This window comes from Cupriavidus sp. MPR-AND1C (genome assembly GCF_058809705.1).
On the sequence record NZ_JBXASU010000066.1, the window covers coordinates 14,557 to 37,927 of the forward strand.

The window sequence follows — 23,371 nt, forward strand, 5'->3', positions numbered from 1 at the left end:
CAATACGCTTGCTGTCGAGAAGGGCAGCGGGGGGCCAGTTGGCCCCCCGCCCGCAACACGCCTTACAGCGTGCGCGCCACCTCGGTGATTTCATACACTTCGAGCTGGTCGCCTTCCTGAACGTCGTTGAAGTTCTTGATCGACAAACCGCACTCGAAGCCTTGCTTGACTTCCTTGACGTCATCCTTGAAGCGCTTGAGCGAATCAAGCTCGCCGGTATGGATGACCACGTTGTTGCGCAGCACCCGCACCAGGGCGGTACGCTTGACCAGCCCGTCGGTGACCATACAACCAGCCACCGCGCCAATCTTCGGCACGCGGAAGACCTGGCGCACTTCGACCGTACCCAGCGTGACTTCGCGCTTTTCCGGTGCCAGCATGCCCGACATTGCCGCCTTGATCTCGTCTACCGCATCGTAAATGATGTTGTAGTAGCGAATATCGATGCCGTTGTTCTCGGCCAGCTTGCGCGCGCCAGCATCGGCACGCACGTTGAAACCGATGATGACCGCCTTCGAAGCCGTAGCCAGGTTGACGTCCGACTCCGAGATACCGCCCACGCCGCCGTGCACGATCTGTACGCGCACTTCTTCGGTGGAGAGCTTCTGCAGCGATTGCACCAGTGCTTCCTGCGAACCCTGGACGTCGGCCTTGACGATCAGCGGCAGCGTCTGCACTTCGCCTTCGCTCATCTGTTCCAGCATCGTTTCCAGCTTGGCCGCCTGCTGCTTGGCCAGCTTGACGTCACGGTACTTGCCTTGACGGAACAGCGCAATTTCGCGCGCCTTGCGCTCGTCCGGCAGCACCAGCACTTCTTCACCAGCCGCAGGCACTTCGGACAGACCCTGGATCTCGACCGGAATCGAGGGACCGGCTTCCTTGGTCGGCTTGCCGGTTTCGTCCAGCATGGCGCGAACGCGGCCATAAGCGCTGCCAGCCAGCACCACATCGCCACGCTTGAGCGTGCCGCTGGTGACCAGGATGGTCGCGATCGGGCCCTTGCCCTTGTCCAGCTGGGCCTCCACCACCAGGCCCTTGGCCGGGGCGTCCACCGGTGCCTTCAGTTCCAGCACTTCAGCCTGCAGCAGCACTTGCTCGAGCAGATCGTCGATGCCGGCGCCGGTCTTGGCGGACACCGGAACGAACGGCGAATCACCGCCGTACTCTTCCGGCAGCACCTGCTCGGCCACCAGTTCCTGCTTGACGCGGTCCGGGTTCGCTTCGGGCTTGTCGATCTTGTTGATCGCGACCACGATGGGCACACCCGCCGCCTTGGCGTGGGCAATGGCTTCCTTCGTCTGCGGCATCACGCCGTCGTCGGCCGCGACCACCAGGATCACGATGTCGGTCGCCTTGGCACCGCGAGCACGCATGGCCGTGAAGGCCTCGTGACCCGGGGTGTCCAGGAAGGTGATCACGCCGCGCTCGGTTTCCACATGGTAGGCACCGATGTGCTGCGTAATACCACCGGCTTCGCCCGCCGCAACCTTGGCACGACGGATGTAGTCCAGCAGCGAGGTCTTGCCGTGGTCGACGTGACCCATCACGGTCACCACCGGCGGACGCGGCAGCTGCTCGGCGTCGGTGTGGTCTTCACCACCCACGACCAGCAGCGCTTCCGGATCGTCCAGCTTGGCGGCAAATGCCTTGTGGCCCATTTCTTCCACCACGATCATGGCGGTTTCCTGGTCCAGCACCTGGTTGATGGTCACCATCTGGCCGAGCTTCATCATCTGCTTGATGACCTCGGAAGCCTTGACGGCCATCTTGTGCGCCAGGTCGGCCACCGAAATGGTCTCGGGGATGTGCACTTCGCGCACCACCGGTTCCGTCGGCGCCTGGAAATTCGTGCCGCGATCGTCTTGCTGGTGACGGTTGCCACGGCCGCGCGGACCGCCGCGCCAGCCGCCAACGCCACCCGACGAATCGCCGCGGGTCTTCAGGCCGCTGCCCTTCTTCTTCGAGCCTTCGTCCTGCCAGGTCGAGGAAGTCCCTGCCTTCACTACCTTGCCGGTCTTCTTGTCGACGGTGGTGGTAGCGGTGGCCGTGGTCGTTGCGGGCTTCTTCTCGTCTTTCTTGACTTCGGTGCCAGGCGGCTTGACCGGCTTGTGCAGCGTGCCGGTCTGCTCGGCCTTCTTTTCTTCAGCCTTGCGTTCCGACGGCGCCTTGAGCACGCGCGCCGGCGCATTCAGCATCTGCTGAATGGCGCGGGCTTCGGCTTCGGCGGCCTCGCGGCGCTTGCGCGCTGCGTCCTGTTCGGCACGCGCCTTGTCGGCGGCCTGCTTGGCGTCGTCGGCGGCCTTCTGCGCGGCAGCGCGTTCGGCGGCCAGGCGAGCCTTTTCGTCTTCGGCCTTCTTGCGCGAATCGTCGTCTTCCGGCGCCTTGGCCGTAGCGGCGGCGCGCAGGGCGGCAGCTTCCTCTTCCGCCTTGCGGGCGGCGAGTTCAGCCTGGCGGCGCTCTTCAGCCTCCAACGCTTCCTGCTTGGCGCGACGCTCGGCCTCCTCGCGTTCGGCCGCCTCCTGGCGTGCCTTCGACTCGGCTTCCTGGCGTGCCAGCAACTCGGCCTGCTGACGATCTTCCTCATCCTGGCGCGCCTGCTCGGCCGCATCGACCGGCAGCTCGACCACTTCGTGGCCATCGGCGCCATCGGCGGAAGCCTCATCGCGCTTGATCAGGACGCGCTTCTTGCGCACCTCGACCTGCACCGTGCGAGTCTTGCCGGTGGAATCAGCCTGGCGGATCTCGGAGGTCTCACGCTTGGTCAACGTGATCTTCTTGCGCGCGCTGTCATCGGCCGCCCCATGGGAACGCTTGAGGTAATCCAGCAACTTGGTCTTGTCGGATTCGGTGATGATGTCGTCAGGCGTCACCTTGCCCACCCCAGCTGCCTGCAATTGTTCCAGCAGGGCAGCTGCGCTGCGGCTCAGTTCTGCGGCCAGTTGGGCAACTGTTGTGCTTGCCATTCAAACCCTTTCAATGCTTGGTTATACGTCGGGACAATTGTGTGTGGAATGCGCGCTCAAGCAGCCTGGAAAAGCACTACGTGGGCGTGTCCCTCAGTTAAACCAATGTTCCCGTGCTTTCATGATCAGCGCGCGGGCATCATCCTCGCCGAGACCAACCATGTCGACGAGTTCGTCGACGGCCAATTCGGCCAGTTCGTCACGCGTGTGGATATTGCCTTCGGCCAGCTTGCCGATCAGTTCCGGGGTCAGGCCGTCGAGCGAGCGCAGATCCTGCGACACCTCTTCCACCTTTTCTTCCCGGGCCAGTTCCATCGTCAAGAGCGCATCGCGGGCGCGGTTGCGCAGCTCGTTGACGGTATCTTCATCGAAGGCGTCGATTTCCAACATCTCGCTGATGGGCACATAGGCCACTTCTTCCAGCGTGGAGAAACCTTCGTCGATCAAGATGTCAGCCACTTCTTCGTCCACGTCCAGCTTGGCCATGAACAACTTGCGCACCACGTCGCTTTCCTCGGCTTGCTTCTGTGCCGATTCTTCCTGCGTCATGATGTTGATCTGCCAGCCGGTCAGCTCGGACGCCAGGCGCACGTTCTGACCACTGCGGCCGATGGCGACGGCGAGGTTTTCCTCGTCGACCACCACGTCCATGCTGTGCTTTTCCTCGTCTACCACGATCGACTGTACCTGTGCCGGCGCCAGGGCGCCAATCACGAACTGCGCCGGGTCTTCCGACCACAGCACGATGTCGACCGCTTCGCCGCCAATCTCGTTACGGACCGCGGTCACCCGCGTGCCGCGCACGCCGACGCAGGTACCGATCGGATCGATACGCTTGTCATGCGCCACAACGGCAATCTTGGCGCGTACGCCGGGGTCGCGGGCAGCTGCCTTGATTTCCAGCAGGCCCTGCTCCATCTCCGGCACTTCGTTCTCGAACAGCTTGATCAGGAACTCGGGCGCGGTGCGCGAGAGCTCGATCTGCGGGCCGCGTGCGGTGCGATCCACATTCAGGATATATGCGCGAACACGGTCGCCGGTGCGCAGGTTTTCCTTGGGGATGATCTGGTCGCGGGCCAGCAGCGCTTCCACGCGGCCAGACTCGACGATCAAGCCCTTCTTGTCGGCACGCTTGACCGTGCCGGTCATGACCTTCTCGCCACGATCCAGGTAATCGTTGAGGATCTGCTCGCGCTCGGCGTCACGGATCTTCTGCAGGATCACCTGCTTGGCGGCTTGCGCACCGATACGACCGAACTCGACCGACTCGATCTGCTCTTCGACAAATTCATCCAGCTGGATGTCCGGATCCTGCTCACGGGCCTCGAACATGAGGATTTGCTTGTCCGGCTCCTGCAGACCCTGTTCATCCGGGACTACAAGCCAGCGGCGGAACGTCTCGTGCTCACCGGACTCACGATCGATGGCGACGCGAATATCCACGTCTTCCTCGAAACGCTTCTTGGTTGCCGAAGCGAGTGCCGCTTCCAGCGCACCGAATACCACATCCTTGTCGACGTTCTTCTCACGCGCAAGCGCATCGACGAGCAACAGAACTTCGCGGCTCATTGCTTGTTCCCTTTTTTCTGATTTCCTTTGAAGTCGATCACCGGCACCAGGCGTGCGCGATCAACATCGGATATGGTGAATTCCAGCAGCGCCGTGCCGTTCTGGCCTTCGAACTCGAGGCCAATCTGCTCTGCCCCCGGCTCACCGGTGGGCGTCTGCAGGATGCCGACGAAGTTCTTCTGCCCGTTGACCGGAAGGCGCAAGGTAACCCTGGCTTCCTGGCCCGCGAAGCGGACGAAGTCAGCCAGTTTCTTGAGCGGCCGGTCCAGCCCCGGCGAGGACACTTCGAGGCGCTCGTAGTCGATGTTCTCGACGGTGAGCACGTGGGTAAGCTGACGGCTTACCTTCTCGCAATCCTCAATGACGATGCCGGTTTCAGGCTGATCGATATAGACGCGCATGAGTCCGCCTGGAGCGCGCTCGAGCTCAACCAGCTCGTACCCCATGCCGTTCAGGGTGGTTTCGATCAAATCTGCCAGATGCACTGTATTCCCGAATAATGGCCATCAATACCGTGGCAGACCCAGCCCATCGGCACGGCCGTCTTGGTTGACGGCCTCAGCCAGCTTGCCTGCCAGTCACCCCGACCGGCGCGCCGCGAAACACGGCAAGCACACGAAACGGGCGAAGCAAAAAAAAATGGGCGCAATGCCCATCATTCGCCCACCCTTTTGCAGGATGACTTTTGAATAGACTTGGATTATACGCTGTCGCGGTGCAAAAGGCAAAGGCACCCGGCTTTGGCGCGACAGGGATGCGGGCCGTGCCGCTCTTTTCCCTGCCAGGCCCGCCCAAGGCGCCCTGCCTCGCATCGCTCAACGATTGCCGTCGCGACCACCACCACGAGGACGGCGGTTGCCATTGGGCTTGCCAGCCTGCGGCATCACATTCCCGTTGGCTTCGCCACCGCCGCGGCGCTGGGAACGATTCTGACCGCCGCCCATGCCACCCATGCCACCCATGCCACCCATGCCACCCATGCCAGCGCCACGGCCGCCACGGCCCGGGCCGCGGGGGGAACCCGCCGCGCCACCGCCCAGCTTGGTGGTATGGGACGTCAGCAGGGTCGGGCCACCGATGTAGCCCATCGACGTTTGCATCGGATCCGGCTGGCCGCGGCCAGCGCCGCTGCCGCGCGGGCCGTTGCCGCGGTTGACGCGCGGCAGGCCGTCCATGCCGGTCGGCATCGGCATGCCGGCAATGGCTGCCTCCGTGCGCTGCTGGCGGCCACCCACCTTGCTGCCTCCGCGGGGACCGCTATCCCCCTTGGACGGCGCCTTCAGGCCGATGGATGCCATCAGCGCGCGCACGTCATCCGCCGCGAGCTCCTGCCAGCGGCCGCGCTTCAGGCCGCGCGGCAGCAGGAACTGGCCGTAACGGGTACGAATCAGGCGTGACACGGTCAGGCCGACAGCCTCGAACATGCGGCGCACTTCGCGGTTGCGGCCTTCGGTCAGCGCCACGTGGTACCAGTGGTTGATGCCTTCGCCACCACCGTCCGCGATGCGCAGAAAATTAGCCTCGCCATCCTCGAGCTTGATGCCATGCAGCAGGCGCTGGCGATCGGCCTCGGCCAGCTCGCCCAGTGTGCGCACCGCATATTCGCGCTCCACGCCGTAGCGCGGATGCATGAACTTGTTGGCGATGTCGCCGGAGGAGGTAAAGATCAGCAAGCCCTCGGTGTTGAAGTCGAGGCGGCCCACGGCCACCCACTTCCCTGCCTTGATGCGCGGCAGGCTGTCGAACACGGTCGGGCGGCCTTCCGGATCCGACTGGCTGACGATCTCGCCAGACGGCTTGTGATACAGCAGCACGCGCGGCGGCTTGGACGACACACGGCGATGGATCAGCTTGCCGTTGACCCGGACCTGGTCGGCCGGCAGGATACGCTGGCCGATGTGGGCAGGCAGGCCATTGACCGAAACCCGGCCCTGAAGGATCAACTCTTCCATTTCCCGGCGCGAGCCCAGTCCACCTTCAGCGAGCACCTTGTGCAGCTTGGGCGCATCGTCGTCTGCGGACAGCTCGCGCACCGGCTTGACCCGGGCCTGCGGACCGCTCGACTCTTCCTGGTCATACTGACCGGAAATGACAAAGCGGAACAGGTCCTCACCGCTCGCAGCAGCGGCGGCAGGCGCCTTCTCAGGCACACCAGCGCCCGGGCGCTGCATGCCGCCCCTGCCCTTGTTGCCCTTGCCTTGCTGACGCGGGCCGCCTTGCTGCCCTTCGGCGCTACCGCGGCGGGCCGCGCCTTGCGGCTGCTGGCCTTGCTGCGGCTTGCGCTTGCGGGCGCCATTCCCGTTCGGGTTGGCGCGAGCGCCATCGCGCTGGCGCTCGCCCACGGCTTCGCTTACGCCTTCGGCAGCGTCACCGCCGAAGTTGCGGCGGCCTCGCGGCGCCGGGCGCTCGCCCTGCTGCTCGCCGGCCTGCGCTGACTCGCCTTCTGCGGGCTTGCGCTTGCCACGCGTGCGTCCCTTCCTTGCGCTGTCGCCACGCGCGTCTTGCGCGGCGCCCGCATCGGGGCTGCCCGCAGGGATTGCCGCCCCGCCGTCCGCGGCACGGTCGCCATCGCGGTCCTGCGCGGCCTGGCGGCGCGTGGCCACCAGATTGCGCAAGCCACGGCGCAGGCCCTTGCGGCGCGGCGCGCCATCGGTGCCATTGCCGGCATCACCGGCCGGCGTATCCGCCTGGCGGACGTCTTGATCAGAATCGGACAAGGTATTCACATTCGGATGTTGCATGGTGTTCAGTTGGACACGCGCTGGTCGTGCTCGTCGTGCTCGCTGGGGTGCGCCGGATTCGTCGTGGACGCCCCCGGGACTTCGGACGCCTGCTCGCCGGAGGCCACTTGTACGTGGTAACCGTTGGCGGGCGTGTCCGTTTGCTCATTTGTTTCACCGTCTTCGACGGCTTGCTCCTCGGCTGTGCCGCCGGATTGCGCACCGGGGGACTCGCCGGCCACCGGCTCGCTCGCCGGCTCACTGCCTGGCCCGGGCGTCGCCGGCACGTTCACCACGGCTTCGGTGGTGGGTGTAAACCCGACCTCTACTTGCGCCAAGGCCTCCTTCCTTTCAAACGCATCCACCAAATCGGCGATGCCGTCTGTGGCGCCGGCCGCAAGACCATCGAGGGCAACCACGCCGGAAGGGATCGGCTCCCCCTCTCCGGCATCCGCCACAACCAGCGCGGCAGCGCTAGCCTGATCATGGCCAGGTTCCGCGAATGCCTCTTCGTCGCTATCCGCCGGCACCGTGCCCAGCGCCTCGAAATCAATCGGCTCCTGATTCAGCAGCGCGACCTGCGCCTGGGCCTGGATGTCTTCCAGCGGCGGCAATTCATCGAGCGTGCGCAGGCCAAGGTCATCAAGGAAATTCTTGGTGGTGGCATAGAGCGCAGGCCGTCCGGGCACGTCACGGTGGCCGATCACCTCGATCCAGCTGCGATCCTCGAGCTTCTTCACGACTTCGGTGCTGACCGCGACACCGCGGATTTCCTCGATATCGCCCCGTGTGACGGGTTGCCGGTAGGCAATGATCGCCAGCGTCTCCATCACGGCGCGGGAGTACTTGGGCGGCTTTTCAGGATTCAGCCGATCCAGGTACTCACGCATGACAGGGCGGCTCTGGAAACGCCAGCCACTGGCCAGTGCCACGAGTTCCACGCCGCGTTGCTCCCAGTCGCGGCGCAGCTCTTCCAGCAGCACGCGAATGGTGTCGGCACCGACGTCGTCGGCAAACAGCCGGCGCAAGTCATTGACGCGCAAGGGTTCCTGCGCGCAGATCAGCGCGGTCTCGAGGACGATCTTCGCCTCTTGGGTATTCATGTTGATTGCGTGCAGCCTGTCTTTGCACCTGCGCCCCGGTTGATCCCGGGCGCACTGGAGATTGCGGGTTCAGCGGTAGGGATTGCCACCGCCATCTGGCCGCGCAGCCAACCGCATGCTCGATGCATGCCAGCCGTGCGCCTTCTTTTATTGCATCGGGTGCCGGACCTGACCGGCAGGAGATCGCCCGGCCACCGGCTTTATCTGCCGGTCGACGGAGCCCTTGCGTCGCGCCTTCCCCCTGATGTGGCGGACCTGTCCGGCACGGCGTTTATCGTCGAACGCACCGGTTGCAAGAAAATACGGATATTGGGCCTGCTGACCTATTTCACCCCGCCCTGCCGTGACTGGTCTTTTGAACCGAATCTTTTTAACCGGACGGCGGATGGGGAACGGTCCCTGGCGCTGATGCCTGCCTGGGTGTTCCTGGCATGCATCCCTGATGCAGCGGATGCTACCTGACGATGCCACGATGAAACACGCTGCGCGATATCGCTGTTCTTGCGATTGTATGGCATTCCCTGGCAAACCTGCAACCGATTCGCGCAGCTAGCTCAGCGCAGAAGTGACAAATACACCACGAAACGGCGCTTCAGAAGACAAGGCAGAATCCATGCGCGGCAAGCGTCTCTGGCAAAAGCAGTGCACGCGCCACCCCGGCCAAGCCAAAGGCCACCACCGCAAGGCCAGCGCCAGCCCGCAACGCCGGGCGCCGCGAAAGTTGCCTGAGATAGCCGGACAGGCCCGAGATCACCAGCAGGTTTGGCAGGGTGCCAAGGCCAAACACGGCCATCACCAGCGCGCCCGACGGCGCATTGCCGGCCAGCAACGCCATGGCAAGGGCGCCGTACACCATGCCGCACGGGACCAGCCCCCAGGCTAGCCCCATGCCGTAGCGCCGCAGCAACCGGCCCTGCCCCTGCGCCCGGGCCACAGCCGGCAAGCGCGCCCCGACGGCGCCAAGGCCGCGCAGCAAACCGCCCGCGCCACGGGCGGCGAGCCGCTCCAGCCAACCCGTACCCATGGTGCGCCCGCGCAACATCCACAAGCCCGACAGCACCAACATCACGCTGCCGATCCCGAACAGCCAACGCTGCAGCGGCAGGTACTGTGCCTTCCAGACACCAGCGCCAAGGGCGCCCAGCAAGGCCCCCAGCACCGCATACATGCTCAGCCGCCCGGCATGCATGACAAGCAGTTCCAGCAACCAATGGCCGGGACGCCGGAGCACCGTGGCGGGCACGCGCGCAACGCCGCCCTGCTCCGCCGCCAGCGCGATCCCGCCGCACATGGCGGCGCAGTGCACGCCGCCCAGCAAAGCCAGGGTAAATACGCTGATAAGCACGCCTATGGTCAACTTCTCCTCCCAATCACACAATCGCAACGTCCGACGCGGTAAAATGCGGCGAACGCGCCCCCGCAGTTCCAAGAGGCGCTATCAACATGAAGCTTGGCGCCCGCGCACACCAGTGCGCTCGCGCAACATGACGACGGGCACGGCAAGCCGCGCTGCACAGATAGCGCACTGCCGCAAGACCCGCGCGCCAGGCCGATGTGGATAGCGCTTCCAATCGACGACTCTCAACGTCAAGCTCTCAACTCAATGCGCCTGCCACATCGCGCTTGATTGACTGCGCTAAACCGACAGGCCCCAATTGCTCACCACCATTCCCATTACCGAGATGTCGCCCCGCTGCTCCACTTGCTCGCTCGGCCAGCTCTGCCTGCCCGTCGGCATGTCGCAGCAGGACCTCGAAAAGATGGATACGCTGGTCCAGGACCGGGTGCGCGTACGCAAGGGCGAAACCCTGTACCGCCTCGGAGATCCTCTCACCGCCGTCTACGCGATCCGCTTCGGCACGCTCAAGACCCACCTGACAATGGAAGACGGCCGCTCGCAGATCACGGGCTTCCACCTTCCCGGCGAAGTCGTCGGCCTCGACGGCCTTGGCGAGATGCAGCACGCTTCGGACGCCACCGCACTGGAGGATACCGAAGTCTGCATGGTGCGCTTTGGCGATCTCCAGACGCTGTCCAACGTCCTGCCTTCCCTGCAGCATCAGTTCATGCGCCTGATGAGCAAGGAGATCTCGCAGGACCAGGTCATGTTGATCACGCTCGGATCGATGCGTGCCGAGGAGCGGCTTGCCGCTTTCCTGATCAACCTGTCCGAGCGCTTGTCCGCGCGCGGCTATTCGGCCTCCGAGTTTGTGCTGCGCATGAGCCGCGAGGAAATCGGCAGCTACCTGGGACTCAAGCTCGAAACCGTCAGCCGCCTGTTCTCGCGCTTTGCGGAAGCCGGCCTGATCCAGATTCGCCAGCGCCACGTCAAGCTGGTCGACATGGCGGGGATCAAGCAGATCGTCAACAAGTCCTGCTGACGTGCTCGTCGCGGGCCACCCTCGCCCGCGGCGGCTCGCCGCGATACCGCGCCTGCTGGCCTGAACCGGCAAGGCGCGCATCGCATTCACTCCAGCTCGTCCGTGTCCGCCAGCCGCGTGGGCATGGTGTACAGCGTCAAGCCGCTCGACAGCGAGCACAGCACCCACGCGATCAGGAAGCCCACGGTGTAGACCGCCTCCCGCGATGCCTCGACCGGCTGGCCGAAGAAGCGCAGGTCGCCGGGATCGACCATGGAGAATACCAGCGCGGTCGTCAGCCCGGCGACCAGGAAAGCGGGCCACAGCACCCACATCAGCCAGCGTAGTCTCATGATCACCTCGCTTGCGCCGCGACCGGCGCTGCCTGGCGTGCCCCGCTGCCCGCCTTCTCGACCACCAGGCCGTGGCGAGCCACCCCCTCCTCAATGGGCGGATCCGGATGGGTCATGGCCAGCCAGATCGTGACCCCGCAGGCCACCATGGCCACGAATGGCCCACTCATCAGCAGCCACGGCCATGGCTCCTTCCACCAGGGATTGCTTTGCTGCGTCATCTGGCCTCCTCTAGATCTAGATCGCGTATGTTGCGTGCGGATTGGTGCATCCAGCGTCTCAGCCGCCTCATAGATTGCGCGGCACGATAAAGCTGGTGCTCTGTCGAATCTCCGCGCCATGACTCCCCGCGCCCTCGTCGGGCACCGCGGTCACTGTGACCTCGATCTTGTGCGTGCCCTGCGCCGCGGACTCGATCGGCACGCGCACCCGCACGGGAATCAGGCGATTGGACGTGGGCTCCAGGTTGCCCGCAGCGTGGTCATATTCCACGACCAGGCCCTTGAGCTCATCGCTGCCCGCGCTGACGGCGACGCGCATCGGCGCCTCTGTCGTGTTGATCAGCTGCAGCCGGTACACGTTTTCGATCCAGCGCCCTTCCACTTCCCGCCCCAGCGCGCCGCGGTCGCGGATGATATCGACCTTGAGCGGCGTGCGCATGGCCAGCGAGACCATGAAGCCGGCGACCAGCGCCAGCCAGATCAACGAGTAGATCACCGTGCGCGGCCGCACCAGGCGCTTGCGCGCCACGGTCTCGGAGAGCGCGCTGCGCATGGCGTTCTCAGAGGTATAGCGAATCAGCCCGCGCGGGTAAGCCATCTTGTCCATGACCTGGTTGCAGGCGTCAATACAGGCGCCGCAGCCAATGCAGTCGTACTGCAGTCCATCGCGAATATCGATGCCAGTAGGACAGACCTGCACGCAGATGCTGCAATTCACGCACGAGCCCAGCCCGGCAGCCTTGTGGTCCGCCTTGCGCGAGCGGCTGCCGCGCGGCTCGCCGCGGCCCACGTCATAGGTGACTACATAGGTGTCGCGATCCACCATCACGCTCTGGAAGCGCGCATACGGGCACATGTACTTGCAGACCTGCTCGCGCATGAAGCCGGCGTTGCCCCAGGTGGCAAACGAGTAAAACAGCATCCAGAACGTCTGCCACGGACCGAGCGAGAGGCTCAGCACCTGCGCGCCGAGCGTGCGGATGGGCGAGAAATAGCCGACGAAGGTAAAGCCGGTCCATAGCGCGATCACGATCCAGAGCGTGTGCTTGGTGGCCTTCAGGCGCAGTTTGCGCGCGCTCCAAGGATCGCCGTCCAGGCGGATACGGGCAAAGCGGTCGCCTTCCACATGCCGCTCAATCCACATGAATATCTCGGTGTACACCGTCTGCGGACACGCGTAGCCGCAAAACAGCCGCCCCGCGATCGCCGTGAAGAGAAACAGCGACACTGCGGAGATCACCAGCAGCACGGCAAGGTAGATCACATCCTGCGGCCACAGCACCAGGCCGAAAATATAGAACTTGCGCGCGCCGAGATCGAACAACATGGCCTGGCGGCCGTTCCACTGCAGCCAGGGCATGCCATAGAAGAACAGCTGGGTCAGGACCACCATCCAGACCCGCCAGCTCGAGAACGCACCCGACACCGAGCGCGGATAGATCTTGCGGCGGACTTCATACAGGGTCTCGTCCGACGTTTCCGCGTCCGCCGAATCAGGTGTAGGTGCTCGCAGCGGCGCCCACGCGGCCCCGTTCCTTTCAAGCGGCTCCGGTCCGGGGGCGTTCATGGGCGAACGCCCCCGCCGCGGTGCGGGTCGGGCTGACAAGCATAAGCGCAGCGGCTCATTGCTTCCCCCCTTCGCCTGCGCCGCCGATGTTGGACAGGCCCCAGACATAGGCCGTCAACATGCGGATGCGCTCCGGCGTGAGGATTTCCTCGTGCGCCGGCATATGGTTGTTATGGCCCTTCAGGATGGCGTCGACGATGTTCGCCTCCGAACTGCCGTACAGCCACACGCGGTCCGACAGGTTAGGCGCGCCAAGCGCCTGGTTGCCCTTGCCGGTGGAGCCATGGCAGGCCGCGCAGGTGGACTTGAACGTGCTCTCGCCGCGCGAGGCGCGGATCGGGTCGGAAGACAGGCCGGACAGCGAACGCACGTATTGCGCCACGTCACCAGCGAGCTTGCCGTCGATGGTCGAGGCGAACGACGGCATCACGCCATTGCGGCCCTTGGTAATGGTCTGCGTGATGGTCTCGGGATCCCCGCCGTACAGCCAGTCGTTGTCGGTCAGGTTGGGAAAGCCGCGGCTGCCGCGCGCATCGGAGCCGTGGCATTGCGCGCAGTAGTTGAGAAACAGGCGTTGCCCGATCTCGCGCGCCGCCGGTTCGGCCGCCACCTGCTTGACGTCCATCTGCATGTACTTGCCATAGACCTCGCGCTGCAGTTGTTCGGCCGCCTGGCGGTGCGCCTCCAGCTCAACCCGGCTGGAGGTCTTGAGCACGCCGGCATAGGAACCCAGGCCGGGGTACAGCACCAGGTAACCCAGGCCAAAGATGCATGCCAGCAGGAACATCCACATCCACCAGCGTGGCAGCGGGTTGTTCAACTCGCGCAGGTCGCCGTCCCACACGTGGCCGGTGTCCTCAGGGGCGCCCACAACCTTGGTGACCTTGCGCTGGGAGAACAGCAGCCACACGCACCAGACGATGCCGACCAGTGCGATGGCGGCAATGTAGTAGCTCCAGAAATCCGTGAAGAAGTCGCTCATGACTCAGTGTTCCTGCGTGGTGTTGTTTGCGCCGCCGGCATGACGCGCGACACGGCGGCCGGCGTCGGGCCTGGCGTCTTGGCGTGCGGCCAGCGGCTCGTCGGGCAAGGCGAACGGCAGCATGGCCGACTCCTGGTTGGCGGCCTTGCGCCCGGACGACCAGGCCCACCAGCAGATGGCGATGAAGGCAGCCATCGAGATCACGGTGGAAAACGCGGTGATCATTGCCATGGCTTACTCCTTGGCCGGCGTGGCCGCGGGCTGCGCGGCGGCCGCGGTATCGACCCGCACATTGCGCTTGGCGATGCCAAGCTCCTGCAGGTAGGCGACCATCGCGTCTTCCTCGGTCTTACCGGCCAGCGTGGCAGGCGCCTGCTCAATCTCGGCGTCGGTGTACGGCACGCCGAGACGGCGCAGCGCACGCATGCGGTCGCGGACATCGTTGGTCTGCAACGGCGTTTTCTCCAGCCACGGGTAGGACGGCATCACCGATTCGGGCACCACATCGCGCGGATTGCGCAAGTGGATGCGCTGCCAGTCATCGGAGTAGCGTCCGCCCACGCGCGCCAGATCGGGACCGGTACGCTTGGAACCCCACAGGAAGGGATGGTCGTAGACCGACTCGCCAGCCGTGGAGTAGTGGCCATAGCGCTCGACGTCACCCTGCAAAGTGCGTACCTGCTGCGAATGGCAGCCCACGCAGCCCTCGCGGATATAGATATCGCGGCCCATCAGGCGCAGCGCGGAGTACGGCTTGATGCCCGCGTCGGGCTCGGTGGTGGAGTGCTGGAAGAACAGCGGCACGATCTGGACGAGCCCGGCGATGCTGACCACCAGGATGGTGCAGATGATCAGCCACCCGATATTCTTCTCCAGGGTCTCGTGCGTAAAGAAGCTTCGTTTTTCGGACATCGTTTCTATCCTGGAATGATCAATGGGCGGAGGCGGAAACGCTGGTCGGGATCAGTGCATCCACGGCAGGCTTGCCGATGATGGTCCTGGCCACGTTGTATGCCATCAGCAGCATGCCGGAGAGGAAGCACAAGCCACCCAGCAAGCGGATCAGGTAGAACGGGTACTTGGCCTTGACCGCTTCCACGAAAGCGTAGGTCAGCGTGCCGTCGGGCTGGGTGGCGCGCCACATCAGGCCCTCCATCACACCGGCGATCCACATCGAGGCGATGTACAGCACCACGCCGATGGTGGCGATCCAGAAATGCAGCTCGATCAGGCGCACGCTGTACATCTCCTTCTCGCCAAAGAGCCGCGGGATCAGGTAGTAGAGCGAACCGATCGAGATCATCGCGACCCAGCCCAGCGCGCCGGAATGCACGTGGCCAATGGTCCAGTCCGTGTAGTGCGACAGCGCGTTGACGGTCTTGATCGACATCATCGAGCCCTCGAAGGTCGCCATGCCGTAGAACGACAGCGCCACCACCAGGAACTTGAGGATGGGATCGGTGCGCAGCTTGTGCCAGGCACCTGACAAGGTCATGATGCCGTTGATCATGCCGCCCCACGAAGGCGCCAGCAGGATCAGCGAGAACACCATGCCGAGCGATTGCGCCCAATCCGGCAGCGAGGTGAACTGCAAGTGGTGGGGACCAGCCCACATATAGGTGAAGTTGAGCGCCCAGAAGTGAACGATCGACAGGCGGTAGGAATAGATCGGGCGGCCGGCCTGCTTGGGGATGAAGTAATACATCATGCCCAGGAAGCTGGTGGTCAGGAAGAAGCCCACCGCGTTATGGCCGTACCACCACTGCACCATGGCGTCCTGCACGCCGGCGTACGCCGAGTAGGACTTCCACATGCCCACCGGCATCTCCGCGTTGTTGACGAGATGCAGGATGGCGATGGTCAGGATGTAAGCGCCGAAGAACCAGTTGGCCACGTAGATATGGCGGGTCTTGCGCTTCATGATGGTGCCGAAGAACACGATGGCATAAGCCACCCAGACCAGCGTGATCAGGATGTCGATCGGCCATTCGAGCTCGGCGTATTCCTTCGAGCTGGTGATGCCCAGCGGCAGCGTGATGACCGCGGCCACGATCACCAGTTGCCAGCCCCAGAACGTGAAGGCCGCCAGCGGGCCGCAGAACAGCCGCGCCTGACAGGTGCGCTGCACGATGTAGTACGAAGTAGCGAAAAGCGCGCTGCCGCCGAAGGCGAAGATGACCGCATTGGTGTGCAGCGGGCGCAAGCGCCCGAACGACAGCCAGGGCGTGTTGAAATTAAGCTCCGGCCAGATCAACTGTGCCGCGAGCAGAACGCCTACGGCCATACCGACAATCCCCCAGACTACCGTCATGACGGCAAACTGCCGCACAACGCCGTAATTGAAGGTGTCGGCGCGAGAATACGCGGCGGTGACAGCCATTCAGACCCCCAGATTGGATAAACATGAATTGATGTTGTGACTGTAGGAAAAGCGCGCGCAAGCTGTCTTGATCTGTATCAAGCGCACCGGAAAGCATGGGAACTCAGGTGCAACGGCGTCTCACATCCGCACACACGGCAACGCAGCCGCGCGCGGGCACGGCCGCATTGCCGCATTGCCGCGATCACTCAGGGCTTGTCGTTGTCGAGCAGAATGGCCTCGCCGGGCCGGTCGAGGTCGTCGTATTGCCCGGCGTGCAGCGCCCACCAGAGCGCGCCGGCGATGACCGCGACCAGCACCAGGCTCATCGGCACCAGCAGGTAGAGCATGTCCATGGCGTCAGTCTCCGGGCTTGCCGGCGCGCAGCAGGCGCCAGGCGTTGGCCACCACCAGCAGCGACGACACCGACATGCCGATGCCCGCCATCCAGGCGGTGACATAGCCGGTTGCCGCCAGCGGAATGGCGATCACGTTATAGGCAAACGCCCAGGCGAGGTTCTGGCGCACCACACTGCGCGCACGGCGGGCCATCTTGAGCGCGTTCGCGATCTCCGCCACGCGGCCATGGGTCAGCACCGCGTCGGCGCCGGCCTGCGCCAGCGGCGCGCCGCTGCCGATGGCGATCGAAACTTGCGCCTGCGCCAGCACCGGCGCGTCGTTGATGCCGTCGCCCACCGCCAGCACCACGGCGCCGCCGCGCTGCAGGCGCGCCACGTACTCGCGCTTGCCTTCGGGCGTGACACCGCCCTCGCGGCGCGAAATCTGGAAATGATCGGCCCACCAGCCGACGGTGGCCGGCGTATCGCCCGAGACGAGATGGCAGGTCACGCCGAGCGCGCGCAACTCGCTGAGCAAGCGCGCGGATTGCTCGCGCGCGACATCGGCCAGTTCAAACACCGCCAGCGTGCCGGCGGCGCTGCCCAGCCATACCAGCGTGGCGCCGCGGCGCTCACTGCCGGCGAGTTCGGCATGCCAGTTGGCGGCGCTGCCGTGCTCGCACAGCGCCTCTACGAACTCGCGCCGGCCAAGGCGGTAACGCCGCCCATCCAAATCGGCTTCGAGGCCCTGCCCCGGCACATTACGCATGGCGTCGATGGCGAGCGTCTCGTGCCCAAGGCCTTGCGCCTGTGCGGCTTCGACGATGCCGCGCGCGATCGGGTGCTCGCCGGAGCGTTCCATGGCCGCGGCCAGGCGCAGGCAGGTGGCGGCATCGGCATCGGCATCGGCATCGCCGTTTGACTGCGTGCGCACCAGTGCGAAACGCCCCTGCGTGAGCGTGCCGGTCTTGTCGAGCATCACGTCCGTGACACTGGCCAGGGTCTCCAGCGCGTGGCCGCGCGTGAGCAGCAAGCCGCGGCGCGACAATGCGGCCCCGGCCGCGGCCAGCGCTGCCGGCGTGGCCAGCGAGAGCGCGCACGGGCAACTCACCACCAGCACCGCCACCGTCACAAGCAACGCGCGCGCGGGATCGATCCAGGCCCACCAGACGGCGCCGGTGACGGCCGCCAGCACCAGCAGGATGGCGACGAACCAGCCCGCCACGCGGTCGGCCACGGTGGCCAGGCGCGGCTTCTCGGCCAGCGCGCGGTCCAGCACGGCGACGATCTCCGCCAGCCGGGTGCCCGCCCCTACCTTGGCCACGCGCAACTCAAGCGGGCTCGCGGTATTGAAGCAACCTGCCAGCACGGGATCCCCGATGCCGCGCGGCACCGGCCGGCTCTCGCCGGTCAGCATGGATTCATCGAGCTCGCTAGCGCCGGCGATCACCGTGGCATCGGCGGGTACCACCTCGCCCGCCTTGACGCGGATCAGGTCGCCGGCGCGCAGGCGTGCCACCGGCACCCGCTCGCCCGCTCCGCCCTCGGCACGCAGGCGCTCGCAGGTGGCGGGCAATTGCCGCGCCAGCATCTCGGCACCACTGCGCGATGCCTGGCGCACGCGCAGCTCCAGGTAGCGCGCCAGCAGCAAGAACGCCACAAACATGGTGACGGAATCGAAGTACACCTCGCCGGTGCCGCGCAGCGTCGCCACGGTGCTGGCGACAAAGCCCGCGCCCACGCCCAGCGCCACCGGCACATCCATGCCCAGGTGGCGCTGCCGCAGCCCGCGCCACGCCCCGGCGAAGATCGGCGAGGCCGAGTACAGCACCACAGGCAAGGTCAGCACCAGGCTGGCCCAGCGCATCAGCTGCAACTGGCCGGGATCGATGGTGGCTTCATGGGTATAGATGGGCCATGCGTACATCATCACCTGCATCATGCCGAGCATGGCCACCGCCATGCGCATCAACAGGCCACGGCGCGCGTGGCGGTCCTGCCGGTCCGAGCGCGAAACCTCGAACGGCCACGCCAGGTAGCCGATCCCCGCCAGCGCGGCGAGCAAGGCGGAGACCGGCTGCTCGGCCGCGCGCCAGCGCACCACCACGCGGCGCGTGGCCACGTTGGCGATCACCGATTCCACGCCGGGCAGGCTGCCCAGGTGCTGCTCGATCAGCCAGGCGCAGGCGGCGCAGCGGATATTCTCCGGCGCCAGCGTGATCTCGGCCCGGCGTTCGTCCAGCGCACGCACGAACTGGGCCCGTAACTCCTCGGTGTCGTAGGCGGCCCACACGGGCTCGGCCTCGCGCCGCGCCGCGTCGTCGATCGGCCGGGCAAAGCGGGCCTGGTCGCCATAGAGATGGCCGAACCCGGCTGCGTGCAGTGTTTGCGCCAGGGCTTGGCAACCACCGCAGCAAAACGCCTGCTCCTCGCCGTCGATGCTGGCATGCAAGGGCGGCTCGCCGGCCACGAGCGGCTGTCCGCAGTGGAAGCAGCCCGCACGCCCGGCGGCCGCCGACGCGCTGCTTGCGCGTGCAAGCGGCGGATTGGGCAGGGACCGGGCGGAAAAGACTGGGGCTGGGGAGGTCGGCATCGGGACTCTTTTTTACCATCTGCATGGTAAGAGTCCCGGTGGCAAGCCGCCTTGATACAGATCAAGCGGGTGGCCAGACGGCACACGACGCGCCGCTTGCGCAGTACGTCAGGTCAGCGAGGTGTCGACCGTGCGGCGTGGCGCTTCCAGGTATTCGCGCGACTGCATCTCGATGATGCGCGACACCGTGCGGCTGAACTCGTTGGCCATCTGGCCTTCGGTGTAGAGTTCATCCGCCGGCACTTCCGCCGAAATCAGCAGCTTGACCTTGTGGTCGTAGAACACGTCGATCAGCCAGGTGAAACGGCGTGCCTCCGACGACATGCGCGGCGTCATCCTGGGCACGTCGGACAGGATCACCGTGTGGAACTCGGTGGCCAGCTCCAGGTAGTCGTTCTGCGAGCGCGGGCCGCCGCACAGTGTATTGAAATCGAACCAGACCACCCCGCCCGCCTTGCGCAGCGCGCGCAGTTCGCGGTGCTCGATATGCAGGATGGGGGATTCGTCGGCCACGCCGGCAATGCCGGTAAAGGCATGGCGCAGGGCCGAGCTGGCCTCGGGTCCCAGCGGCGTGTGATACGCCTCGACCTGCTCCAGCGCGCGCTTGCGGTAGTCGATGCCAGCATCGACATTGAGCACGTCAAGCTTGTGCTGCAACAGCGCGATGGCCGGCAGCACGCGATCCCGGTGCAAGCCGTCCGGGTACAGCAGGTCCGGCCGGTAATTCGACGTCATCACGAACTGCACGCCATTCTCGAACATCTGCTGCAGCAGGCGGTGCAGGATCATCGCATCGGCCACGTCGCTGACATGGAACTCATCGAAGCAGATCAGGCGGAACCGCCGCGCGATGCGCTTGGCCAGTTCGTCCAGCGGATCCGGGCGCCCGCGCAGCTCTTCGAGCTGGCGATGCACCTCGCGCATGAATTCGTGGAAATGCAGCCGAGTCTTGCGCACCACCGGCACGCAGGTATAGAAGCTGTCCATCAGGAAGGACTTGCCGCGCCCTACCCCGCCCCACAGGTACACGCCCTTGGGCACGTCCGGGTGCACCAGCAGCTTTTTCAGCGTGCTGTTGCGCCGGCTCTTGTAGGCCACCCACTCGTCATAGCATTGCTGCAGGCGCTCGACGGCGCGCAACTGCGCAGGGTCGGTGGTGTAGCCGCGTTGCTTCAGTTCCTGCTCGTAGTACTCACGGACGTTCATGCTGACTGCTTGCGCTGGATGCCGGGAGGCGCCGGCTTGGATGAGGATCGGGGCGCATGACAGGGCAATCTGCCCCTGCCGGCCCGAAAGCGAAAACGGCGCCCCGGTACTCAACAATACGAAGGCCTATGCCTTACATATTGAGCTGGCGCTTGTCGACAGCGAGTGCGGCTTCGCGCATGACTTCCGACATCGACGGATGCGGATGGCAGGTGCGGCCGATGTCTTCGCTGGCGGCCTTGAACTCCATCGCCACCACGGCTTCGGCGATCAGGTCCGACGCATTCGCGGCAACCACGTGCACGCCCAGGATCTCATCGGTCTTGGCATCGGCCAGCATCTTGACGAAGCCTTCCGAGTGACCCATGCCCAGTGCACGGCCGTTGGCCATGAACGGGAACTGGCCGGACTTGTACTCGCGGCCTTCGGCCTTGAGCTGCTGCTCGGTCTTGCCCACCCATGCGATTTCCGGGAAGGTGTAGATCACCCACGGAATGCAGTTGTAGTCGATGTGCGGCTTCTGGCCGGCGATGCGCTCGGCAACAGCCACGCCTTCGTCCTCTGCCTTGTGGGCCAGCATCGGGCCGCGCACCACGTCGCCGATGGCCCACAGGCCCGGCACGCTGGTCGCGCAGTGGTCGTCCACCTCGATGAAGCCGCGCTGGTCGGCCGCCAGGCCGATGGCGTCGAGGCCAAGGTTGTCGGTGTTGGGCACGCGGCCAACCGACACGATCAGGCGATCGACTTCCAGGGTCTGGGCTGCGCCGTCCTTGTCGGTGTAGCTGACGGTGACGTTGTCCTTGCCGGTCTTGACTTCATTGACCTTCACGCCCAGGCTGAACTTCAGGCCTTGCTTGGTCAGCAGCTTCTGCGCTTCCTTGGCCACGCCTTCGTCGGCGGCGCCCAGGAACGACGGCAGTGCTTCCAGCACGGTCACTTCGGCGCCCAGGCGGCGCCACACGGAACCCAGCTCGAGGCCGATCACGCCAGCGCCGATCACGCCCAGCTTCTTCGGCACGCCAGCGAACTTGAGCGCGCCTTCGTTATCGCTGACCAGCACGTTGTCCACCGCGATTCCCGGCAGGTGACGCGCCTTGGAGCCCGTAGCGACGATGACCTGCTTGGCCGTCACGACTTCGGTACCTGCCTTGCCGGCGATCTCGACCTGGAAGCCCTCGGCGGTCTTGCCGACGAACTTGCCGTAGCCCTTGAGCAGCGTGACCTTGTTCTTGCGGAACAGGAACTCGATACCCTTGGTCATCTTGCCGACGATATCGTCCTTGCGCTTGAGCATCTTGGCCACGTCGACCTTGACATCGCCAACGGTGATGCCGTGGTCGCCCAGGTGATGCTGCACGTTCTCGAATTCTTCCGAGGATGCCAGCAGTGCCTTGGAGGGGATGCACCCCACGTTCAGGCAGGTGCCACCCAGGCGCGGTTCGTCCTTGGGATCGTCGTAGGCATTGCCTTCGCAGCAGGCCACATTCAGGCCCAGCTGGCCGGCACGAATAGCGGCGATGTAGCCGCCGGGGCCGGCACCGATCACCAGCACGTCGAATTGTTTGCTCATGGAGATTCCTTTTGCAGCCACGGCGGGGCAACGTCGCCCGCCAGGCTGCTTTCAACTCTTCGGTCCGTCATGCCCGCCAGCGCCGCGCCCGATGAGGGACGTGGCGGGAAAAACGCGGGCAAGACCTCAGGCTTTGCAGATGATTACAGGTCCAGCAGCAGGCGTGCCGGATCTTCCAGCGCGTCCTTCATGGCGACCAGGCCCAGGACGGCTTCGCGGCCGTCGATGATGCGGTGGTCGTAGGACATGGCGAGGTAGTTCATCGGACGAATCACGATCTGGCCGTCTTCCACCACCGGGCGGTCCTTGGTGGCGTGCACGCCCAGGATCGCGGATTGCGGCGGGTTGATGATCGGCGTCGACAGCATCGAGCCGAAGGTGCCACCGTTGGAGATCGAGAACGTGCCACCGGTCAGCTCTTCCAGCGACAACTTGCCGTCGCGGGCCTTGGCGCCGAATTCAGCAATCTTCTTCTCGATGTCGGCCAGGCTCATCTGGTCGGCGTTGCGCAGGATAGGCACCACCAGGCCACGGGGCGAGCCCACCGCGATACCGATGTCGAAGTAGCCGTGATAGACGATGTCGTTGCCGTCGATCGATGCGTTGATCAGCGGGAATTTCTTCAGCGCGTGAACCGCGGCCTTGACGAAGAAGGACATGAAGCCCAGCTTCACACCGTGTTCCTTCTCGAAGCGGTCCTTGTACTTGTTACGCAGGTCCATCACCGGCTTCATGTTCACTTCATTGAACGTGGTGAGGATGGCGTTGGTGCTTTGCGATTGCAGCAGGCGCTCGGCGATACGGGCACGCAGGCGGCTCATCGGCACGCGTTCTTCCGGGCGGTCGCCCAGTGCGGCGAAGTCCATCGGGGCGGCAACCTGCTGCAGCGCCGGCTTGGCAGCGGCCGGAGCCGGTGCTGCCTTGGCGGCCGGTGCGGGAGCGGGAGCAGCGGTCGCGGCCAGCACGTCACCCTTGGTGATGCGGCCATCCTTGCCCGTGCCTGCAACCTGGCCGGCGGACAGTCCGCCTTCGGCCATCAGCTTGGCTGCCGAAGGCATGGCCACGGCGCCGGCTGCTGCCGGAGCGGCTGCTGCGGCCGGGGCAGCGGGTGCCGGTGCGGCAGCGGCGGGAGCGACGGCGCCAGCGGTGGCTTCGGTGTCGATCTTGGCGATCACTTCGTCGGCAACCACGGTGTCGCCGTCGTTGCGGATGATCTGCGACAGCACGCCAGCCGACGGGGCGGGCACTTCGAGCACGACTTTGTCGGTCTCGATTTCGATCAGGATTTCGTCTTGGGCAACAGCTTCGCCCGGCTTCTTCTTCCAGTTCAGCATGGTTGCTTCTGCAACCGATTCAGAGAGTTGCGGAACCTTGACGTCAACAATAGCCATGGTTGGAATTTCCTTGATGTATTCGTTTTTGCTTAAGGCAGGTGGCAAAAAACATGGCGGTGGGGGGGGGGGGGGG

At 65.1% G+C, this 23,371-nt stretch carries 19 protein-coding genes and 1 pseudogene; 2 read left to right on the plus strand and 18 right to left on the minus strand.

Annotated elements, in window-relative coordinates:
• Window positions 1-62: 62 nt before the first annotated feature.
• From infB to scpB, 5 genes are all read right to left on the minus strand, one after another.
• Window positions 63-2,963 (minus strand): translation initiation factor IF-2, encoded by a 2,901-nt coding sequence (gene infB / locus AC1RWI_RS27520; RefSeq protein ID WP_043347316.1) that lies wholly within the window; start codon window positions 2,961-2,963, stop codon window positions 63-65.
• Window positions 2,964-3,056: 93 nt separating this feature from the next.
• On the minus strand, window positions 3,057-4,532 hold the full coding sequence (nusA, locus tag AC1RWI_RS27525; RefSeq protein WP_043347317.1) for a transcription termination factor NusA: 1,476 nt from the start codon (window positions 4,530-4,532) through the stop codon (window positions 3,057-3,059).
• Complete coding sequence (gene rimP, locus AC1RWI_RS27530; protein WP_043347318.1) at window positions 4,529-5,017, minus strand: ribosome maturation factor RimP; 489 nt, start codon at window positions 5,015-5,017, stop codon at window positions 4,529-4,531. Before rimP ends, nusA begins: the two co-directional genes overlap by 4 nt.
• Before the next feature lie 330 nt (window positions 5,018-5,347).
• Entirely contained in the window at window positions 5,348-7,273 is a 1,926-nt protein-coding gene (rluB, locus tag AC1RWI_RS27535) for a 23S rRNA pseudouridine(2605) synthase RluB (protein ID WP_492869894.1), read from the minus strand.
• Window positions 7,274-7,278: 5 nt separating this feature from the next.
• The gene (scpB, locus tag AC1RWI_RS27540) at window positions 7,279-8,355 is read right to left on the minus strand and encodes an SMC-Scp complex subunit ScpB (RefSeq protein ID WP_043347322.1); all 1,077 of its coding nucleotides are present in this window, start codon (window positions 8,353-8,355) and stop codon (window positions 7,279-7,281) included.
• Window positions 8,356-8,481: 126 nt separating this feature from the next.
• On the opposite strand from scpB, the gene AC1RWI_RS27545 reads away from it, so the two are divergent.
• The gene (locus AC1RWI_RS27545; RefSeq protein WP_492869895.1) at window positions 8,482-8,817 is read left to right on the plus strand and encodes a hypothetical protein; all 336 of its coding nucleotides are present in this window, start codon (window positions 8,482-8,484) and stop codon (window positions 8,815-8,817) included.
• A gap of 130 nt (window positions 8,818-8,947) precedes the next feature.
• On the opposite strand, the gene AC1RWI_RS27550 is transcribed toward AC1RWI_RS27545, so the two are convergent.
• On the minus strand, window positions 8,948-9,712 hold the full coding sequence (locus tag AC1RWI_RS27550; protein ID WP_043347324.1) for a sulfite exporter TauE/SafE family protein: 765 nt from the start codon (window positions 9,710-9,712) through the stop codon (window positions 8,948-8,950).
• Between the two features lie 298 nt (window positions 9,713-10,010).
• On the opposite strand from AC1RWI_RS27550, the gene fnr reads away from it, so the two are divergent.
• A complete protein-coding gene (fnr, locus tag AC1RWI_RS27555; protein ID WP_043347326.1) occupies window positions 10,011-10,736 on the plus strand; it encodes a fumarate/nitrate reduction transcriptional regulator Fnr in 726 nt (241 codons plus the stop codon).
• 86 nt (window positions 10,737-10,822) lie between these two features.
• On the opposite strand, the gene AC1RWI_RS27560 is transcribed toward fnr, so the two are convergent.
• The 12 genes and pseudogenes from AC1RWI_RS27560 to odhB form a co-directional block, all read right to left on the minus strand.
• Entirely contained in the window at window positions 10,823-11,068 is a 246-nt protein-coding gene (locus AC1RWI_RS27560) for a hypothetical protein (protein ID WP_043421572.1), read from the minus strand.
• Window positions 11,069-11,070: 2 nt separating this feature from the next.
• A complete protein-coding gene (locus AC1RWI_RS27565; RefSeq protein WP_492869896.1) occupies window positions 11,071-11,289 on the minus strand; it encodes a hypothetical protein in 219 nt (72 codons plus the stop codon).
• A 67-nt stretch (window positions 11,290-11,356) separates the two neighbouring features.
• Window positions 11,357-12,856 (minus strand): cytochrome c oxidase accessory protein CcoG, encoded by a 1,500-nt coding sequence (ccoG, locus tag AC1RWI_RS27570; RefSeq protein ID WP_043347334.1) that lies wholly within the window; start codon window positions 12,854-12,856, stop codon window positions 11,357-11,359.
• 55 nt (window positions 12,857-12,911) lie between these two features.
• Complete coding sequence (gene ccoP / locus AC1RWI_RS27575) at window positions 12,912-13,838, minus strand: cytochrome-c oxidase, cbb3-type subunit III (RefSeq protein ID WP_043347338.1); 927 nt, start codon at window positions 13,836-13,838, stop codon at window positions 12,912-12,914.
• A gap of 96 nt (window positions 13,839-13,934) precedes the next feature.
• Window positions 13,935-14,069: pseudogene (locus AC1RWI_RS27580) on the minus strand (cbb3-type cytochrome oxidase subunit 3); the annotation flags it as partial.
• A gap of 3 nt (window positions 14,070-14,072) precedes the next feature.
• Window positions 14,073-14,750: a cytochrome-c oxidase, cbb3-type subunit II gene (gene ccoO, locus AC1RWI_RS27585; RefSeq protein WP_150990991.1), complete on the minus strand. Its 678-nt coding sequence runs from the start codon at window positions 14,748-14,750 to the stop codon at window positions 14,073-14,075.
• A gap of 19 nt (window positions 14,751-14,769) precedes the next feature.
• Window positions 14,770-16,218 carry a cytochrome-c oxidase, cbb3-type subunit I gene (ccoN, locus tag AC1RWI_RS27590; RefSeq protein WP_043347346.1) on the minus strand — a complete coding sequence of 483 codons (1,449 nt, stop codon included), beginning with the start codon at window positions 16,216-16,218 and terminating at the stop codon, window positions 14,770-14,772.
• A 188-nt stretch (window positions 16,219-16,406) separates the two neighbouring features.
• Window positions 16,407-16,553, minus strand: a complete 147-nt coding sequence (gene ccoS, locus AC1RWI_RS27595; RefSeq protein WP_006162067.1) for a cbb3-type cytochrome oxidase assembly protein CcoS — start codon at window positions 16,551-16,553, stop codon at window positions 16,407-16,409.
• Between the two features lie 4 nt (window positions 16,554-16,557).
• Window positions 16,558-19,128 carry a heavy metal translocating P-type ATPase gene (locus AC1RWI_RS27600; RefSeq protein ID WP_043347349.1) on the minus strand — a complete coding sequence of 857 codons (2,571 nt, stop codon included), beginning with the start codon at window positions 19,126-19,128 and terminating at the stop codon, window positions 16,558-16,560.
• Window positions 19,129-19,236: 108 nt separating this feature from the next.
• Complete coding sequence (gene zapE / locus AC1RWI_RS27605; RefSeq protein ID WP_043347352.1) at window positions 19,237-20,334, minus strand: cell division protein ZapE; 1,098 nt, start codon at window positions 20,332-20,334, stop codon at window positions 19,237-19,239.
• A 133-nt stretch (window positions 20,335-20,467) separates the two neighbouring features.
• The gene (gene lpdA, locus AC1RWI_RS27610) at window positions 20,468-21,904 is read right to left on the minus strand and encodes a dihydrolipoyl dehydrogenase (protein WP_043347355.1); all 1,437 of its coding nucleotides are present in this window, start codon (window positions 21,902-21,904) and stop codon (window positions 20,468-20,470) included.
• A gap of 143 nt (window positions 21,905-22,047) precedes the next feature.
• Window positions 22,048-23,295: a 2-oxoglutarate dehydrogenase complex dihydrolipoyllysine-residue succinyltransferase gene (gene odhB, locus AC1RWI_RS27615; RefSeq protein WP_043347359.1), complete on the minus strand. Its 1,248-nt coding sequence runs from the start codon at window positions 23,293-23,295 to the stop codon at window positions 22,048-22,050.
• Between the last annotated feature and the right edge of the window lie 76 nt (window positions 23,296-23,371).

Excerpts from the sequence above, each read along its gene's own strand:
- scpB (WP_043347322.1), bottom strand. The coding sequence starts at position 8,355 with ATGAATACCCAAGAGGCGAAGATCGTCCTCGAGACCGCGCTGATCTGC.
- infB (WP_043347316.1), bottom strand. The coding sequence starts at position 2,963 with ATGGCAAGCACAACAGTTGCCCAACTGGCCGCAGAACTGAGCCGCAGC.
- nusA (WP_043347317.1), bottom strand. The coding sequence starts at position 4,532 with ATGAGCCGCGAAGTTCTGTTGCTCGTCGATGCGCTTGCGCGTGAGAAG.
- AC1RWI_RS27600 (WP_043347349.1), bottom strand. The coding sequence starts at position 19,128 with ATGCCGACCTCCCCAGCCCCAGTCTTTTCCGCCCGGTCCCTGCCCAAT.
- ccoP (WP_043347338.1), bottom strand. The coding sequence starts at position 13,838 with ATGAGCGACTTCTTCACGGATTTCTGGAGCTACTACATTGCCGCCATC.
- ccoO (WP_150990991.1), bottom strand. The coding sequence starts at position 14,750 with ATGTCCGAAAAACGAAGCTTCTTTACGCACGAGACCCTGGAGAAGAAT.
- AC1RWI_RS27565 (WP_492869896.1), bottom strand. The coding sequence starts at position 11,289 with ATGACGCAGCAAAGCAATCCCTGGTGGAAGGAGCCATGGCCGTGGCTG.
- ccoN (WP_043347346.1), bottom strand. The coding sequence starts at position 16,218 with ATGGCTGTCACCGCCGCGTATTCTCGCGCCGACACCTTCAATTACGGC.
- ccoG (WP_043347334.1), bottom strand. The coding sequence starts at position 12,856 with ATGAACGCCCCCGGACCGGAGCCGCTTGAAAGGAACGGGGCCGCGTGG.
- ccoS (WP_006162067.1), bottom strand. The coding sequence starts at position 16,553 with ATGGACATGCTCTACCTGCTGGTGCCGATGAGCCTGGTGCTGGTCGCG.
- zapE (WP_043347352.1), bottom strand. The coding sequence starts at position 20,334 with ATGAACGTCCGTGAGTACTACGAGCAGGAACTGAAGCAACGCGGCTAC.
- AC1RWI_RS27545 (WP_492869895.1), top strand. The coding sequence starts at position 8,482 with ATGCCAGCCGTGCGCCTTCTTTTATTGCATCGGGTGCCGGACCTGACC.
- lpdA (WP_043347355.1), bottom strand. The coding sequence starts at position 21,904 with ATGAGCAAACAATTCGACGTGCTGGTGATCGGTGCCGGCCCCGGCGGC.
- odhB (WP_043347359.1), bottom strand. The coding sequence starts at position 23,295 with ATGGCTATTGTTGACGTCAAGGTTCCGCAACTCTCTGAATCGGTTGCA.
- rluB (WP_492869894.1), bottom strand. The coding sequence starts at position 7,273 with ATGCAACATCCGAATGTGAATACCTTGTCCGATTCTGATCAAGACGTC.
- AC1RWI_RS27560 (WP_043421572.1), bottom strand. The coding sequence starts at position 11,068 with ATGAGACTACGCTGGCTGATGTGGGTGCTGTGGCCCGCTTTCCTGGTC.